This is a genomic window from Thermosediminibacter litoriperuensis, assembly GCF_008124715.1.
Taxonomy (GTDB): domain Bacteria; phylum Bacillota; class Thermosediminibacteria; order Thermosediminibacterales; family Thermosediminibacteraceae; genus Thermosediminibacter; species Thermosediminibacter litoriperuensis.
Genome location: NZ_VNHO01000002.1, coordinates 111327 through 127248 on the forward strand (window position 1 = coordinate 111327; position 15922 = coordinate 127248).

The window sequence follows — 15922 nt, forward strand, 5'->3', positions numbered from 1 at the left end:
GTGATGAGTGTGTTAAAAAAGGAGGTCCTTTTTAAAAACAGGAAAGGTCTCCATATCAGGGCGGCCGCTATGCTGGTCCAGAAGGCCCATGAGATGCAAAAGGAGCTGGACGCCAGTCTTTTTGTCAGGAATCCGAGAGGCCACGAAGTGCCGGCGACGGCTCTTATGGCCCTTTATTCCTTGCACATTAAACCGGGGGATAAGATTACGGTGCTGGCAAGCGGCGCCGGTGCGGGTGCCGCGCTGGATAGATTTTCGAGGCTGCTGGAAGGAGATTTAATGCCAAAAAACATCGAGGAGAATGATAAAATAGACTCCATACTTGAAGAAAACGCCCTGACATCCGACGTAATCCTGGACAGCATAACCGACGGCCTCATAGTGGTAGACGCGGACTGCACCGTAACGGTATTTAACAGAGCGGCGGAAGAAATTACCGGGATCCCCCAGGCGCTGGCAGTGGGAAAAAATCTTAACTTCCTGCTGCCGGGAACCGGGATAGAGAAGGTACTGGCCGGCGGAAGGGGCGAGTACGAAAAGAAAAAGATCTTCAACGGCCGGCCGGTGATAGCCGACCTGGCTCCGATAAAAATAGAGAAGAAAATAGTAGGGGGAGTCATAATCTTTCAGGACATTTCCCGCATGGAGAGGCTTTTAAGGGAAATGAAGGACTTCAACGAAGCCGTGGCTCGGGCCGAATACCTGGAAGAAGAGCTCATAAGGAGTAAAAAGCTCGACAGGGCCTTCGATGAGATAGTCGGCAGGAGCGGAAAACTATTGGATGCTCTAGCTGTGGCTTCTAAAGCCGCCGCAACGACTTCCACGGTTCTTATCAGGGGAGAAAGCGGTACCGGCAAGGAACTGGTGGCCAGGGCAATCCACAGTGCCAGCAAGAGAAAGAACGGCCCGTTCGTTCGGGTGAATTGTCCGGCCATTCCCCAGACGCTCTTGGAGAGCGAGCTCTTCGGCCACGAGAGAGGTGCTTTCACCGGAGCGCTGTACCAAAAGATAGGCAAGTTCGAACTGGCCAACGGAGGGACGATTTTCCTGGACGAGATCGGTGAAATGGGCAAGGACATGCAGACCAAACTTTTAAGGGTACTGCAGGAAAAGGAGTTTGAGAGGGTAGGAGGAAACCAGACCATAAAGGTGGATGTCAGGATCATCGCAGCCACCAACAGGAACCTCGAGGAAATGGTAAAAAGGGGAGAATTCAGGGAAGACCTCTATTACAGGCTCAACGTTGTACCAATTTTCCTGCCCAGCCTCAGGGAGAGGAAAGAGGATATACCTCTTCTGGCGGAACATTTTAGGGAAAAACTATCAACGGTGCTGGGAAAAAATGTGACCACCATAACGCCCGGGGCCATGAGGTGCCTGATGAATTACGATTGGCCCGGGAACGCAAGGGAGCTCGAAAACATCATCGAAAGGGCCATCAACCTCACCGATGACGGAGAAATCGACGTGGACGACCTGCCTTCGTATATAAGCGGGCGGGAGACCGGGGACTCCGGCCACCTTATAAACTTGAGCGGAGATGGGGAAATGGCACCCTATGAGGAATACGAAAAGGAGATTATCAGAAAGGCCTTAAAAAAGTACAGGAGCTTCAACGCTGCGGCCAAAGTGCTGGGCATCACCCACAAGACCGTTGCCGCCAAAGCCCGGAAGTACGGTCTGGTATGAGGGTTGGTAAAAAATATCAACGCCGGAAGAATGCCGGACGGATAACCCTGCGGAATGAGCCCGCGGGGTTATCCGTTTTATTGGCATGAGTTTTGCAAAATAAATTTATATCATAATCGTGGAGGTGGATCGGATGAAAAAATTAATCAACAATCCCGAAACCGTCGTGGAGGAAATGCTGGAGGGCATGGTCAGGGCCTTCCCGCAGTACGTGAGAAAGCTTGAAGGGTACAATGTGATAGTGCGGGCCGACGCCCCGGTAAAGGGGAAGGTGGCGCTGGTTTCCGGCGGAGGCAGCGGTCACGAGCCTTCCCACGCCGGATACGTGGGCAGGGGAATGCTGGACGCCGGCGTTGCTGGCGCCGTGTTTACTTCCCCCACCCCTGATCAGATCTTCGAGGCGATAAAAGCCGTCGACGGCGGGGCCGGGGTGCTGCTGATAATAAAAAACTATACCGGAGATGTAATGAATTTTGAGATGGCCAGGGAAATGGCGCAAATGGAGGGTATACAGGTTGCCAGCGTCACGGTTAACGATGACGTGGCGGTGGAAAACAGCACCTACACGGTTGGCAGGAGAGGTATAGCCGGCACGGTCTTCGTGCATAAGATCGCCGGTGCCAAAGCCCAGGCCGGCGGAATGCTGGAAGAAGTTAAGGCGGTGGCCGAGAAGGTCATCAAAAATGTGCGCAGCATGGGTATGGCCCTGACGCCGTGCATTGTACCAGCCGCCGGGAAACCCAATTTTACTTTAAGCGAGGATGAAATGGAAATAGGTATGGGTATCCATGGCGAGCCCGGGACCATGAGGACGAAACTCATGAAGGCCAATGAGGTTGTAGATCACCTCATGTCGAAAATCCTCGCCGACCTGCCGGTGGAGTCGGGAGACGAAGTAGCTGTAATGGTGAACGGTCTGGGCGGCACCCCGCTCATGGAGCTCCTCATTCTGAACAGGAAGGCGAGCCAAATCCTTGAAGATAAAGGCATAAAAGTGTACCGCACCTATGTGGGAGAATTTATGACATCCCTGGAGATGGCAGGGGCATCCATCACGCTCCTAAAACTGGACGACGAACTCAAATCCCTGCTGGATGCACCTGCCGACACTCCCGCTTTCAAACAATTATAAATACTCGAGAGGAGCTATAAAAATGGCGGTGGATTCAGCAAAACTCATCGACATAATCAAGGTCATCGCTGATAAAATAACCGAAAACAGGGAATACCTCACCCAACTTGACTCGGCCATAGGGGACGCCGACCACGGCATAAATATGAGTAAGGGGTTCAGGGCTGTGGTTGAAAAGATATCGGATATGGGGGAAAAGGACTGCGGTACCATACTGAAGACCGTAGGTATGACGCTGGTCTCCACCGTCGGTGGAGCCTCCGGTCCGCTTTACGGTACCGCCTTCATGAGAGCGGGGCAGGCGGTGGCCGGAAAGAACGAACTGGATTTCAACGACCTTGTTTCCCTGATGGAAGCAGCCCTGGAAGGCATAAAATACCGCGGTAAAGCAGAGAGGGGAGAAAAGACCATAGTGGACGCTCTGGAACCCGCGGTAGAAGCTCTGAAACTGCGCCGCGAAGAAGGCCTCGAGACCGCACTGCGGGATGCGGTGGAAGAAGCAAAAAAAGGTATGGAATACACCAAGGATATAATAGCCAGAAAAGGAAGGGCCAGCTACCTGGGGGAGAGAAGTCTGGGCCACCAGGACCCCGGCGCCACTTCCTGTTATATAATGCTGGAAGCCATGGCCGCCCGGCTCCTGGACGGCAAGAAATCCTGAAGGGGGCGGTTCTATGGTGGGGATAGTGCTCGTATCCCACAGCCCCCGGATAGCCGAAGGGACGCTGGACCTTGTCAGGCAGATGGTGGGCGATAAAGTGCCCATTGAAATTGCCGCCGGTACGGCCGACGGCAGGCTGGGCACCGACGCCGCGGTGATAGAGGAAAAGATCAGGAAAGTCCACGGCGGAGACGGGGTGCTGGTGATGGTGGACCTGGGCAGTGCAGTGTTGAGCGCCGAATTCGCCATAGAAAACCTGGGGGAATCGCTCGGATCGGCGACGGTTATAGCCGATGCGCCCTTTGTGGAAGGCACGGTGGCGGCAGCCATTGAGGCAAGTTTCGGCAAGAGCCTGGATGAGGTCAGAGCTGCGGCCGAGGGTGTAAAGGCGTACAGCAAGCTGGGTTGAGACTTTTCATTACGATAAGATCTGCCTTTGCAGAGCGCAAGAAAAAGAGGCGGATTGTCAATATGAAGGTCCGCCTCTTTGTTTTTTTAAACATACTGTTGAAGGATTTCTTTTATCTCATCTTTTGATGCGACCTTGCCCGCAACCTTGACCTCGCCGTTAACAACGAGTCCGGGGGTGAACATTATGTCGTATTCCAAAATTTTGTTTATATCCTGTACCTTCTCGATATCTGCGGTAATACCGAGTTCCTTAAGAGCTTCCCTCGTATTTTGTTCAAGAGCCTTGCATTTGGGGCAGCCTTTACCGAGAATTTTAATTTCCATAATTTAACCTCCCTAGTCAATTAAAGATTTTATCCTTTCCTTATATGCCGGCCTCGCTATTCTATCACCGGCCGGCAGCGGTATCAATAATTTGGTGCGGCTTTTGCGCCGGCGTTATTTTATAAGAAGATGGCGCCGAATATATAGCCCGCCAATGTGGCCATGATGATTACAAGAGAGACGTACGTGATGGTTTTTTTCAGGCCGAGTACGCTGTTTATAACCAGCATATTGGGGAGGCTCAGAGCAGGGCCGGCCAGCAGCAGAGCAAGGGCGGGACCCTGGCCCATACCGGAACCTAAAAGCCCCTGGAGTATGGGAACTTCGGTGAGGGTGGCGAAATACATGAAGGCTCCCACGACCGACGCCAGCAAATTGGCGAAAAGGGAATTTCCGCCGACCATCAAGGCAATGTAACGGGCCGGTATTATACCCGCATCGACGTCCGGGCGCCCCATGAGAAAACCTGCCACGAGCACCCCGCCGAAGAGCAGCGGCGTTATCTGCTTTATAAAGTCCCAGGTCGAGTCAACCCAGGAAACCAGCTCTTCCTTTTTAAACCAGCGGTATAAAATCAGCGTAAGGCTGGCCATAAGCGCGGCTGTAATGTACCATTTTACGGCGTAAACCGAGCTGAAGAAGCCCACCGGCTGTGCGGGCTTTCCCCATGCGGCGAAGATGAGGATGAGGACGAGGTTTGTAAAATAGATTATTTCCTGATACAGAGTCCTTCCTTCTTCCTGGTCCGAAGAGCCGATGAGTCCAATCTTGCTGGTCCTCTCTTTGTCTTCTTTGCCAAACAATAACTCCATAATTAAACCGATAACTACCGCAAAAGTAATTGCCCCGAGAGCCCGGGCGATCCCCAGCTTCCACCCCAGAATCCGGGCTGTCATTATTATGGCGAGCACGTTGATGGCCGGGCCCGAGTAAAGGAAAGCAACCGCCGGCCCTATTCCGGCGCCTCTCTTATATATTCCGGCGAAAAGGGGCAACACAGTACAGGAGCATACAGCCAGGATAGTGCCTGAAACTGAAGCTACTGCGTATGAGAGCCATTTTTTTGCTTCTCTGCCGAAGTACTTTATAACCGCAGCCTGGGAGATGAAATTGGCTATGGCGCCGGCTATGAAGAGGGCCGGGACAAGGCAAGTCAGCACGTGGAGCCTGGCGTAGTCCTGGAGCATGTAAAGGGATTCAATCACAGCACCAGTGAATCTCGAGTTTGAAAGGGGCATGTAATACGCGAATAAAAATACGCCGACAATCAAAGATAGTTTCTGCCATTCCTTCATCTTAACATCTCCTTCCCGTTTATAAAACTGTACCTGCTTTTTAGATCCGCTTCCAGAACCTCATCAGCGCATTTGAGAAAGTTGACGACACAGGGCATTCTGACTTTATAATTAACCGTCAGGCCCTGTTTTCTGCTTTCTATAATTCCCACGTTCTTCAAAACGGCCAGGTGCTTGGAAACCGCCGGCTGGTCGATATTCAATTTATCTGCGATATTGCAGACGCACATTTCACCGTACGTTGCAAGAATCTCGAGGATTCTCAACCTCGTAGGATGGGCTAGGGCTTTGAATATTGCTGCATACATATCGTATATATCATTGGGCATATGAAGAAACCTCCTCACTGGAAAATTTATTATATTCCTATATTAGCATAGAGGCATAAAAATATCAAGACAAATAAAGTTTATTGCCGGAAACCGAGGGCTACCGCCAAATAAATATAAACCAAAGCCCCCGCCTTTATAAGGCGAGGGCTTCCTTAAGACTCCGGCGAAAGCAGCGAAGCGGCTTCCGGAAATGGCTCCAGAGCTCTTTCCAGTATGCCCGTGGCGTAGGCGATAAAAACGCCGTAGTTCACCACCGGGATGCCCCTTCGCTTTAAGAGTGAAAGCCTGTAAAGCATCTCTTTTCTGTTCACCATGCATCCGCCGCAGTGGATCACCAGTTTGAATTCGTCCAGGTTTTCCGGAAAAACGAATCCGCTGGACCACGTGTACTCTACGTCGAAGCCCAGGAGCTGCTTCAACCACCGGGGGATTTTCACCGTGCCTATGTCGTCCTTCTGCCTGTGGTGGGTACAGGCCTCGGCGATGAGCACCCTGTCGCCGGGCTTCAGGTTTTTTACGGCCTTCACGCCCTCCACGAGCTGCGCCAGGTCACCTTTGTAGCGCGCAAAAAGTATCGAGAAGGAGGTCATGGGCACGTCCCGGGGTATGTCCTGGGCTACCCGGGCAAAAGCCTGGGAATCGGTTACGACTATGCGAGGTTTCTTTGAAAGATTTTTCAGGGTCTCCTTAAGCTCGGTTTCTTTAGTGACGACGGCTATAGCGCTGTGGTCCAGCACGTCCCTGATCGTCTGCTGCTGGGGAAGGATGAGCCTGCCCTTGGGTGCCGCCTTGTCGATGGGCACCACCAGCACCACGATGTCGCCCGGGGCGATGAGGTCGCCGATGAGGGGACGCTCCGTAAAGCTCGAAGGAGCTTTGTTTATTATCTCCCGCTTGAGTTCTTCGATACCCTGCTTTTTCAGGGCGGACACTTCTATGAGCTTCAGGTCCAGCCGTTTTTCCCAGCTTTTCTTTTCTACGGACGTGTACCCTGCGACGTCGCTCTTGTTTACAACCCCCACTACGGGTATGTTTTTCTCCCTGATCCTGCCCAGGATTTCCAGGTCGAAGCTGGTGACTCCCGCCTCGCCGTCTATGATCAGGACGGCCAGGTCGGTCTTATTCAGCACCTGGTGGGTCTTCTTCACCCGGAGTTCCCCGAGCTCGCCTTCGTCGTCGATACCCGCGGTGTCGATAATGACGACGGGCCCGATGGGGAGGAGCTCCATAGCCTTAAAGACCGGGTCGGTGGTGGTGCCGGCTACAGGGGATACCAGGGCTATGTCCTGGTTGGTGATGGCGTTTATGAGGCTGGACTTGCCTGCGTTTCTGCGGCCGAAGATAGCGATGTGAAGCCTGCTGGCCAGCGGGGTGTCGTTGAGGGTGCTGCCCTGCAATTTATATCATCCTCTCCCGTATTATATATTATAAGGTTATTTATTTTTCAAAGCTGCCTGTAGGTTAATTATATCACATATTGAGAAGCGGGCGCATAAATGATATTATCATAGTAAGCTGCGATCTGTAATTTTCTGGAGAAGGGGGGGGTAAGATTGAAGAGGTTTCTGATTTTGCTCCTTGCGGCTTTATTCCTGCTTCCAGCTTTCGCCCTGGCAAACGGTGGCGATATGGTACAGCTGGGCGGTGATGTGGTGATAGGACCCGGTCAGGTGTTGGACGGCGACGCCGTGGCGATTATGGGCAGCGTAATTGTTAATGGAAAGGTTTTGGGCGACGCTGTGGCAGTCATGGGTGACGTGGTCGTTAACGGAACAGTGGAAGGCGGCGTTACAGCTGTGGGCGGTAGGGTCGTAATCGGAGAAAACGGCAGAGTGCTGGGCAAGATAAGCCAGGTCGGCGCAGCCGGCAGCATCGGTGAGATGTTGAGAAATCTGGGGAAGTACCAATTTTACCGGAATGACGGAATGGTGGGCCGCCCCTTTATGCCTCGATTTGCCGTTTTCAATCTTGTGCGCTTCCTGGGTATTGCAGCCCTCGGAGCCCTGACCGTAGTGCTGTTTCCCAACAGCGTGCTGATAGCAGCGGAAGCCGTGGATAAAGGCACCGGGCGCAAGTTTCTGATAGGGCTCGCCTTGTTGCTGCTGATGCCGGTAGTCGCGGTACTTCTCGCGCTCACGCTCATAGGGATCCCCTTAATACCCGTTGCCATACTATTGATGGCTGCCGCCGGTTTTTTCGGCTACCTGGGGATAAGCGTATTCCTGGGGAGAAAGCTGAACGATCATCTGCGCGTGAATTCCGGTCTTTTTACGGAATACATTCTGGGAGCTCTTGTGCTCTGGCTTGTACAGCTGATCCCCTTCGCCGGGAGAATAATTTCATTGGCGGTTCTCATACTGTCCCTGGGCATCACCACCGAAACCAGATTCGGCACGAAGCAGGCGTAAAAATTTTGTTAAAAATATTGAAAAGCCCTGCCGAAAAATATATTTATTTTTAATAACATGTTATAATATTGAGTAGATCACGGCCATGAGGTGGAAAGATGTATTTACAGCTTTATGAGCTTTTCAAGGGCTTCCGGTTGATGGACCTTCTCGATATAGCCATTGTGGCTTACGTATCTTTCAAGGCCATACAGCTCATCCGCGGCACGCGGGCGGTCCAGCTTTTAAGAGGCCTGGTCGTATTCGTGGTATTTACCAAAGTGAGCGAATGGCTCGGCCTTTACACAATAAACTGGCTGTTGAAGAACGCCATGACCGTCGGTGTCATAGCGCTTCTCGTCGTATTCCAGCCGGAGCTGCGGAGAGCCCTGGAACAGCTGGGCAGGAGCAGGTTTTTTGCAAGCCCGCTATTAGGCCTTGGAGAAGAGGAACTGAACTGGCTCATCGATAACCTGGCCGAGGCCGCCGAGGAGCTTTCAAAGAACAGGATAGGTGCGCTCATGGTGCTGGAAAGGCAGACCGGCCTCAACGAGTATATCGAGACCGGCGTCAAGATAGGGGGTTATGTGACCGCCGAACTTCTGATAAACATCTTCATACCCAATACCCCCCTTCACGACGGAGCCGTTATAATACGCAACGACAAGATAATGGCTGCGGGCTGCTATCTTCCCCTGACGGAAAACCCCAACCTCAGCAAGGAGCTGGGTACCAGGCACAGGGCGGCTCTGGGCGTTACGGAGCAGTCCGACGCCGTGGCTATAATAGTCTCGGAGGAGACCGGCGTAATTTCTGTGGCCAGGGAAGGTAAGCTGACCCGCTACTTAGACGTCAAGACCCTGAAGAACATGCTGAAAGAAGTTTACCAACTGAACGAGAAAAAACCAAACCTCTTGTATTGGAGGAGATTAAATGGGTAGGTATTTCTCCAGCGACGCGGCCTTGAAGGTAATATCCGTGCTGGTGGCCCTGGTCATGTGGATGTATGTGATGAACGAGCAGAATCCGCAGGTAACCTATGTGATCAGGGACGTGCCCGTGCAGCTGAAATACCTGGACGATTCAAAGCTCGCCCTGAAGGACCCTACCCAGCAGTATTTCGTAAACGTCAAGGTCAGGGCAAGGCGCAGCATAATAACAGGCCTTAAGGCTGAGGATATTGTGGCGGAAGCAAACCTCCGGGGGCGGATAGAGGGTGAAAACCTGCTGCCCGTCAGCGTGAACGTGCCTGCGGGCGTGGAATTGCTGGACTTTTCCCCCAGGGAGATCATGGTGGTCCTGGACGCGGTCGTTGAGGAGCAGATGCCGGTATACGTGGATGTCAAGGGAGTGCCCGCCGAAGGTTTTGCCGCCAGGACGCCTGTAGCGACACCTCAGGCCGTGCTGGTGAAGGGCCCCAGGACTCTGGTAAATTCTATCAGGAGGGCCGTGGTGGAACTGGATGTCACGGGGAAAAACGGCGTGGTCACCGCCACCCTGCCCGTGAGGGTCGTGGATGCAAAGGGGAACGAACAGAGAGGAGTTACCTTCAGGCCCGACATGGTGGAGGTTACCGTGCCCATAGTGCCCGTATCCACGGTGACCGTAAGGCCCGACCTCAGGGGCCAGCCCCTGGAAGGGTTTGTAGTAAGAGAAGTGAGGGTTGAGCCGTCGGTGGTTATGATTACCGGCAACAGCGACGCCCTCAAAAATATAAGGGAAATTTCTACAGAACCCGTAAACATAAGCGGCCTTGCCAGAAGCATTGCCGCCGACGCCGAATTGCAGATGCCCCGGGGGATACTGCCCTTCGATGAAGCCCTGAAGAAGGTGAAGGTCGTGGTGGAAATCGAGAGGGTCCAGTCCCGCACCGTAAGCTTCAGCAGCAGCGATATAAGCTTCCGGAACCTGGGCGAGGGATTAACAGCCGTACCCGAAGAGGGACAATTCGTGTTGACAGTCAGAGGGCCGGAGAGTATTATAAATAAAGCGGATAAAAATTCAGTGGAAATATACGCCGACGCTTCGGGACTCGGAGAGGGCGAATATTCTCTCAGGATCAGGGCTGAAGTACCCGAACCCTATCAGGTAATAAGAATAGAGCCCGAAAACGTAAAGGTAACGATACAAAAAGACTATAGGGCTGGATTATAAAAACAGCCATACCATGGGAGAGGAGATAGCACATGACGGAAAGGCTTTTTGGCACCGACGGAGTAAGGGGAATAGCCAATAAGGAACTGACGCCGTTACTTGCTTATCATCTGGGAAGAGCGGGGGCTTACGTGCTCTCTGAAACCCATGATAAACCCACGGTAGTGGTGGGCAGGGACACCCGCATATCCGGGGATATGCTGGAATCGGCCCTCATAGCCGGTATATGTTCTGTGGGAGCCAACGTGCTCAGGGTGGGGGTAATGCCGACTCCCGCCGTAGCTTTTTTAACCCGCCATTTCAGAGCCGACGCCGGTGTGGTCATTTCCGCGTCCCACAACCCCGTGGAGTACAACGGCATAAAGTTTTTCAACGGCGAGGGCTTCAAGCTGCCCGACGCCATGGAGGACGAGATCGAGGCCCTGGTGAAGAACCCCGACGGCCGTATACAAAACCCCACGGGGCCGGCCGTGGGCAGGGTCGTGACCGAGGACGGCCTGCGCCCCTACGCCGATTTTATAAAATCCGCAGCGGGGACGGATTTCAAGGGCCTCAAGATAGCCATCGACTGCGCCAACGGGGCTGCATACCGGGTGGCTCCGCTGGTGTTCCGCGAGCTGGGGGCTGAGGTCTTCGTGATAAACGACCGCCCCGACGGCTGCAACATCAACGTCAACTGCGGCTCCACCAACCCCGAGGTCATATCCCGGTTTGTGAGGGAAGTAGGGGCCGACGTGGGCCTATCCTTTGACGGCGACGCCGACCGGCTTATCGCTGTAGACGAAAAGGGCCAGGTAGTCGACGGCGACCACATCATGGCCGTATGCGCCGAATACATGAACCGCAAAGGGCTGCTGAAAAACGGCACCGTTGTCGCTACCGTAATGAGCAACATGGGCTTTGAGGTCGCCCTCAAAAAGGCCGGAATAAAGACGGTGAGGGCCAAAGTGGGTGACCGCTACGTGCTGGAGGAAATGTTAAGGGGAGGCTACAATTTAGGCGGCGAGCAGTCGGGCCACATAATCTTCCTCGACCACAACACCACCGGGGACGGCCTCCTTACCGCCGTAAAGCTGCTTTCGGTGATGGTGCAGGAAGCAAAGCCCCTCTCCGAGTTAAGGAGTATAATGAAGGTTTATCCCCAGATCCTGGTAAACGTGAAGGTAATGGATAAAACCGGGTACGGCAAAAGCCAGAGGATTAAGGAGGCGGTCGAAGAAGCCGAAGCCCTGCTGGGCGAAAACGGCCGTGTCGTGGTGCGCCCCTCTGGGACCGAACCCCTTATCCGGGTCATGGTGGAGGGAGAGGAAGAGCAGGTCATAAAAGATCTGGCCGACCGGCTGGCCGAAGTGATAAGAAAGGAACTGTCTTAAGATGCGACCATTTTAAGGAGGTGATGGGGTCGAAAGGAGCCGCTCGACACGGGGAAAAACAGCGGGAGGGGGTATGAGACCACAAAGGAGTCTATGAGTATGAGTATTTCAACTAACCGAAAAAGCGCCTGAGCTCCCGGATAGCTTCTTCGGGAGCTGACGAGGATGGGGTTTATCGAGTTTTCGGCGGATGCCCCACGGTGAACTGCCACCGTAAGAGGCCTACAAAACCGGCGAGCGATCGCTGGGACAAAGGGGCCTTCAGCAGAATTAAGATGGTTTGAAATAACCAGCTTTAAAGGCCGTTATTGATCGAACCTTGAAAATACAACAGGAGAAAGGCAGGAAGAGACTTATGTGCGGAATTGTCGGCTATGTGGGAGACAGGGAAGCCGCTCCCGTTCTGATAGATGGGTTGAAAAGGCTGGAATACAGGGGTTACGATTCGGCGGGCATCGCCGTATACAACTCCCACAGCATGAAAGTGGTGAAGAGCGAGGGCAAGATAAAGGTCCTGGAAGACAAGATAGGGGGGGCTTATCCGGAAGGCCGCATGGGTATAGGGCACACCCGCTGGGCCACCCACGGCAGGCCGTCCGACGTCAACGCCCATCCCCACGGCGACTGCTCCGGGGATTTCATAGTGGTGCACAACGGCATCATCGAGAACTTCCAGGAGCTCAAGGAATGGCTCGAATCCCAGGGCCATAAATTCGAATCCGAGACCGATACGGAAGTCGTGCCCCATCTGATAGAGCACTTCTACGATGGAGACCTGTTTCGTGCAGTGAGGATGGCGGTAAACAAGCTTGAAGGCTCCTTCGCCCTCGGAGTGATTTCCTGCAGGGAGCCGGGGACCCTGGTGGCTGCAAGGAAGTCCAGCCCCCTCATTGTCGGCCTCGGCAACAGAGAAAATTTCGTGGCATCGGATATACCGGCCATACTCCAGTATACCCGCAACGTCTATATCCTCGAGGACGGCGAGATGGCCAGGATTACCAAGGACAGCGTCGAGATTACGGACTTTGAAGGGAACCTGGTAACTAAAGAGATATTCCAGGTCAAGTGGGACGCCGTCGCCGCCGAAAAGGGCGGTTACGCCCACTTCATGCTGAAGGAGATCCACGAACAGCCGAGGGCCCTGCGGGATACCATGACCGGCAGGCTTTACCCCGATAAGGGCGAGGTCCGCCTGGACGACATAAAGATAACGAAAGAAGAACTGGAGAGCCTGAAGAAGGTATTCATAGTGGCCTGCGGCACCGCCTACCACGCCGGCGTCGTGGGCAAGTATGTGATTGAAAAGCTCGCCCGCATACCGGTGGAGGTTGACCTGGCATCGGAATTCCGCTACAGGGAGCCCATGGTCGGCAAAGACACGCTGGTGATAATAATCAGCCAATCCGGGGAAACCGCCGACACGCTGGCGGCCCTGCGCGAATCCAAAAATCTGGGCGCCAGGGTGCTGGCAATAACCAACGTGGTGGGCAGCTCCGTTTCCCGGGAGGCCGACGACGTGCTCTACACCTGGGCCGGCCCCGAAATCGCCGTGGCTTCCACCAAGGCGTACAGCACCCAGCTCGTAGCCCTGAACCTGATAGCCCTCCACTTTGCAAAACTCCTCGGAACCGTTTCCGGCGAGGAATTTAAGGAAATCGGGCTGGCCATGAAAAAGCTGCCCGACCAGGCGAAGGCCATCCTGGATGCTGAAGACGGGATCAAGCAGATGGCCGAAAGGTATGCGGACAGAGAACATATCTTCTACATCGGCCGGGGCATGGACTACGCGGTGGCCATGGAAGGGGCCCTGAAGCTTAAGGAAATCTCCTACATCCACGCCGAGGCCTATGCCGCCGGCGAACTGAAGCACGGCACCCTGGCCCTCATAACCGAAGGAGTACCCGTGATATCCCTGGTAACCCAGGAACACCTCTATGAAAAGACCCTGAGCAACATAAAGGAGGTCAAAGCCAGGGACGCAGCGGTGATAGCCCTGGCCAACGAGGGCAACGAAGAGATCGCAAAATCGGTGGACCACGTCATATACATCCCCAAGACCCACCCAATGCTCACGCCGGTGCTGGCTGTAATGCCCCTGCAGCTCTTCGCCTACTACGCTGCGGTGGCCAGAGGCTGCGACGTGGATAAACCCAGGAATCTAGCCAAGAGCGTGACGGTGGAGTAGGGCAGAGAATAGGGAAGGGATAAGTGTATTTTTCATTTATTCCTCTCACCCATGCAAAAAAAGTGATTCCAAGTAGGAAGGGATAAGGGAAAAGGATAAATGAAGGGATAAGGATAAAGGGTAAAGGAATAAGGAAAGGGATAAGTGAAAGGCCTTGAAAATAGAAGCCTGACATCACTTATCCCTTTTTTCCTTAAGCCATGATCCTGCCCCTTTGGAACAACTTTTTTCATACAAATTAGAGTAGTATTCGGAAAATAATAGGAAAAATAATACTGATTTACGGAAAAACTTTATTACCTCCCATAAAATCCCAGGTAGATTTTATGCGGGTTGGAGGGAAGGGAAATGGAAAGGGTTTTTTTTAAATTAACATAGTTAGGGGCAAGGAAAAAAGGGAGAAGGATCAAGTTTGGAAATTATTTTTGGCTGAAGTTTTTCCGTGAAAAATAAAGTCGTTCCGTAAGGTGAAAAAAGTTTTTTCATTAATGTTAGTAAAAAATGAGATAGTCTTTGGGAAATAACTTATTTGAAGAAATCTAAACTTTTGTTATATTTATATTTAGATTTGTGAAAGAGGAGGGGCTGGAAATGGATCGGAAGATAGCTTTTATCAAGGACTGCATGAGAGATTGTCATATTATTGATAAAGAAACATTGAAAGAAAAAGTCATTGATGTTATCAATAAAAACAATGATTATATAAGTCAACTTGAGGATGGAGATACTGGTAAAATTGCCGACAGACAACATCAGATTTTTGTAAAATTCTTCGTTACAGAAAATAAGCTGTTGATAGACCAAGTACAGGAGCAGGTTTATGTATCAACGTTATAATCGAAATACCGTATTTTCATACCTACCCCAATTCGGGGAAAGAATTAAGGGGTAAAGTAAAGAAAAAAGTAAAAAAGGAATAAGTGCAAAGCTTTGTAAATACTGAGCTTATACACTTACCCCTTTTTCTTGATTCATGATCTTGCCCATTAATACCTGTAAAAAAAATGCTATAATCATCCACTTAATCGTTGTCACTTTGACTTGTCTTAATCGAAATTGAAAAATGCTTACCTTCATACTTATAATTAACCTTGAATAATATACAAAGAGCTATAAAAATTGTCGGAACAGCAATAATGTATAAAACCAATTCCATCCCTTATCACTTCCTTGCATTTAATTTTCATTTTGAATTAATGAAGACGTTTATATTAATAAAAACTCTAAGTAAATTATAACATAAAAGGTAAGAATTTGCGCAGTTTTGATAATTTTTGTTTAAACTTTTTTAAAGGCTTATATGGTTCTATTAATGAGGTTATGCCACTTCTTCACCGTCTGCTTGTTCCTGCAGCTTTTTAATACAGCCTATCAGCATTCTGATTATTTCTACGGTTTTTTGCTCAAGCATAGTATAATCTTCAGAGGAAATATACCCGTTGTCCAATGCGACAACAAGCCAGTGCCTTGTTTCCGATGCACTACCGAGAGCATTATTAAAAAACATAATTTCCTTCTTTTTGTATAACTGACCGTTACCTTCAGCAATATTAGCACCTATGGAAGTAGCCGCTCTGATTATTTGGCATTTTGCTGCGTAGGTCTCAAATCCAGGAAAATTAGCCGAAGCTTTATAAATATCTTGAGCCAATTCCCTCGCTTGTTTATTGCATAATTAAAATGGACAGAGTTGCAAAATAAAATCCCCACTTTTGCAACTCAAAAATCCCCAAATTTGCAAAGGTCATTGCAGGCACCCCTAAAAACCTTTACCCTTGTAGTTAGGGAAATCTTAACTGCAAGGGAGGATTGGAGGATGCTCACAATGACCCATATTGATAATATCAGAAAAGCGTTCTTTATGAAAGGGCAAAATATCAGCGAGATAGCCCGGGAGTTCCAAAAAGACCGAAAAACTATACGCAAGTATATCTATCAAGAAGACTGGAACACCAGGGTTAAAGTTGAAGAAGTTAAAC

The 15922-nt window shown here is 51.4% G+C and carries 14 protein-coding genes and 1 pseudogene; 10 read left to right on the forward strand and 5 right to left on the reverse strand.

Annotation, left to right across the window (positions count from 1 at the left end; genetic code table 11):
- The first annotated feature begins 3 nt into the window (after positions 1-3).
- From LZ11_RS12825 to dhaM, 4 genes are all read left to right on the forward strand, one after another.
- The gene (locus LZ11_RS12825; RefSeq protein ID WP_148865967.1) at positions 4-1689 is read left to right on the forward strand and encodes a sigma 54-interacting transcriptional regulator; all 1686 of its coding nucleotides are present in this window, start codon (positions 4-6) and stop codon (positions 1687-1689) included.
- A 133-nt stretch (positions 1690-1822) separates the two neighbouring features.
- Positions 1823-2821: a dihydroxyacetone kinase subunit DhaK gene (dhaK, locus tag LZ11_RS01500; RefSeq protein ID WP_148865969.1), complete on the forward strand. Its 999-nt coding sequence runs from the start codon at positions 1823-1825 to the stop codon at positions 2819-2821.
- Between the two features lie 22 nt (positions 2822-2843).
- Positions 2844-3482 carry a dihydroxyacetone kinase subunit DhaL gene (gene dhaL, locus LZ11_RS01505; protein WP_148865971.1) on the forward strand — a complete coding sequence of 213 codons (639 nt, stop codon included), beginning with the start codon at positions 2844-2846 and terminating at the stop codon, positions 3480-3482.
- A 13-nt stretch (positions 3483-3495) separates the two neighbouring features.
- Positions 3496-3891 carry a dihydroxyacetone kinase phosphoryl donor subunit DhaM gene (gene dhaM / locus LZ11_RS01510; protein WP_148865972.1) on the forward strand — a complete coding sequence of 132 codons (396 nt, stop codon included), beginning with the start codon at positions 3496-3498 and terminating at the stop codon, positions 3889-3891.
- Positions 3892-3977: 86 nt separating this feature from the next.
- Here dhaM and LZ11_RS01515 read toward each other — a convergent pair whose 3' ends face one another.
- From LZ11_RS01515 to hydF, 4 genes are all read right to left on the reverse strand, one after another.
- Positions 3978-4217 (reverse strand): thioredoxin family protein, encoded by a 240-nt coding sequence (locus LZ11_RS01515; protein WP_148865974.1) that lies wholly within the window; start codon positions 4215-4217, stop codon positions 3978-3980.
- Positions 4218-4336: 119 nt separating this feature from the next.
- The gene (locus LZ11_RS01520) at positions 4337-5512 is read right to left on the reverse strand and encodes a permease (protein ID WP_148865977.1); all 1176 of its coding nucleotides are present in this window, start codon (positions 5510-5512) and stop codon (positions 4337-4339) included.
- Positions 5509-5841: an ArsR/SmtB family transcription factor gene (locus LZ11_RS01525; RefSeq protein ID WP_013276713.1), complete on the reverse strand. Its 333-nt coding sequence runs from the start codon at positions 5839-5841 to the stop codon at positions 5509-5511. The genes LZ11_RS01520 and LZ11_RS01525 overlap by 4 nt, the downstream gene beginning before the upstream one ends.
- A 155-nt stretch (positions 5842-5996) precedes the next feature.
- A complete protein-coding gene (hydF, locus tag LZ11_RS01530) occupies positions 5997-7241 on the reverse strand; it encodes a [FeFe] hydrogenase H-cluster maturation GTPase HydF (RefSeq protein ID WP_148865979.1) in 1245 nt (414 codons plus the stop codon).
- Positions 7242-7397: 156 nt separating this feature from the next.
- Here hydF and LZ11_RS01535 point away from each other — a divergent pair, with 156 nt between their 5' ends.
- The 6 genes from LZ11_RS01535 to LZ11_RS01560 all read left to right on the forward strand — a co-directional run bounded on the left by LZ11_RS01535 (position 7398) and on the right by LZ11_RS01560 (position 14780).
- Positions 7398-8252 (forward strand): DUF8173 domain-containing protein, encoded by an 855-nt coding sequence (locus LZ11_RS01535; protein WP_148865981.1) that lies wholly within the window; start codon positions 7398-7400, stop codon positions 8250-8252.
- A 98-nt stretch (positions 8253-8350) separates the two neighbouring features.
- A complete protein-coding gene (gene cdaA / locus LZ11_RS01540) occupies positions 8351-9172 on the forward strand; it encodes a diadenylate cyclase CdaA (RefSeq protein WP_148865983.1) in 822 nt (273 codons plus the stop codon).
- Entirely contained in the window at positions 9165-10385 is a 1221-nt protein-coding gene (locus LZ11_RS01545) for a CdaR family protein (protein WP_148865985.1), read from the forward strand. The genes cdaA and LZ11_RS01545 overlap by 8 nt, the downstream gene beginning before the upstream one ends.
- Before the next feature lie 32 nt (positions 10386-10417).
- Entirely contained in the window at positions 10418-11758 is a 1341-nt protein-coding gene (gene glmM, locus LZ11_RS01550) for a phosphoglucosamine mutase (protein ID WP_148865987.1), read from the forward strand.
- 355 nt (positions 11759-12113) lie between these two features.
- On the forward strand, positions 12114-13943 hold the full coding sequence (gene glmS, locus LZ11_RS01555) for a glutamine--fructose-6-phosphate transaminase (isomerizing) (protein WP_148865989.1): 1830 nt from the start codon (positions 12114-12116) through the stop codon (positions 13941-13943).
- Positions 13944-14534: 591 nt separating this feature from the next.
- The gene (locus LZ11_RS01560; RefSeq protein ID WP_222927140.1) at positions 14535-14780 is read left to right on the forward strand and encodes a hypothetical protein; all 246 of its coding nucleotides are present in this window, start codon (positions 14535-14537) and stop codon (positions 14778-14780) included.
- A 481-nt stretch (positions 14781-15261) separates the two neighbouring features.
- Here LZ11_RS01560 and LZ11_RS01565 read toward each other — a convergent pair.
- Positions 15262-15597, reverse strand: a pseudogene (locus tag LZ11_RS01565) (four helix bundle protein); the annotation flags it as partial.
- Positions 15598-15922: the final 325 nt, after the last annotated feature.

Excerpts from the sequence above, each read along its gene's own strand:
- dhaK (WP_148865969.1), top strand. The coding sequence starts at position 1,823 with ATGAAAAAATTAATCAACAATCCCGAAACCGTCGTGGAGGAAATGCTG.
- glmS (WP_148865989.1), top strand. The coding sequence starts at position 12,114 with ATGTGCGGAATTGTCGGCTATGTGGGAGACAGGGAAGCCGCTCCCGTT.
- LZ11_RS01545 (WP_148865985.1), top strand. The coding sequence starts at position 9,165 with ATGGGTAGGTATTTCTCCAGCGACGCGGCCTTGAAGGTAATATCCGTG.
- dhaL (WP_148865971.1), top strand. The coding sequence starts at position 2,844 with ATGGCGGTGGATTCAGCAAAACTCATCGACATAATCAAGGTCATCGCT.
- glmM (WP_148865987.1), top strand. The coding sequence starts at position 10,418 with ATGACGGAAAGGCTTTTTGGCACCGACGGAGTAAGGGGAATAGCCAAT.
- LZ11_RS01520 (WP_148865977.1), bottom strand. The coding sequence starts at position 5,512 with ATGAAGGAATGGCAGAAACTATCTTTGATTGTCGGCGTATTTTTATTC.
- LZ11_RS01515 (WP_148865974.1), bottom strand. The coding sequence starts at position 4,217 with ATGGAAATTAAAATTCTCGGTAAAGGCTGCCCCAAATGCAAGGCTCTT.
- cdaA (WP_148865983.1), top strand. The coding sequence starts at position 8,351 with ATGTATTTACAGCTTTATGAGCTTTTCAAGGGCTTCCGGTTGATGGAC.
- LZ11_RS12825 (WP_148865967.1), top strand. The coding sequence starts at position 4 with ATGAGTGTGTTAAAAAAGGAGGTCCTTTTTAAAAACAGGAAAGGTCTC.
- LZ11_RS01560 (WP_222927140.1), top strand. The coding sequence starts at position 14,535 with ATGGATCGGAAGATAGCTTTTATCAAGGACTGCATGAGAGATTGTCAT.
- dhaM (WP_148865972.1), top strand. The coding sequence starts at position 3,496 with ATGGTGGGGATAGTGCTCGTATCCCACAGCCCCCGGATAGCCGAAGGG.
- LZ11_RS01525 (WP_013276713.1), bottom strand. The coding sequence starts at position 5,841 with ATGCCCAATGATATATACGATATGTATGCAGCAATATTCAAAGCCCTA.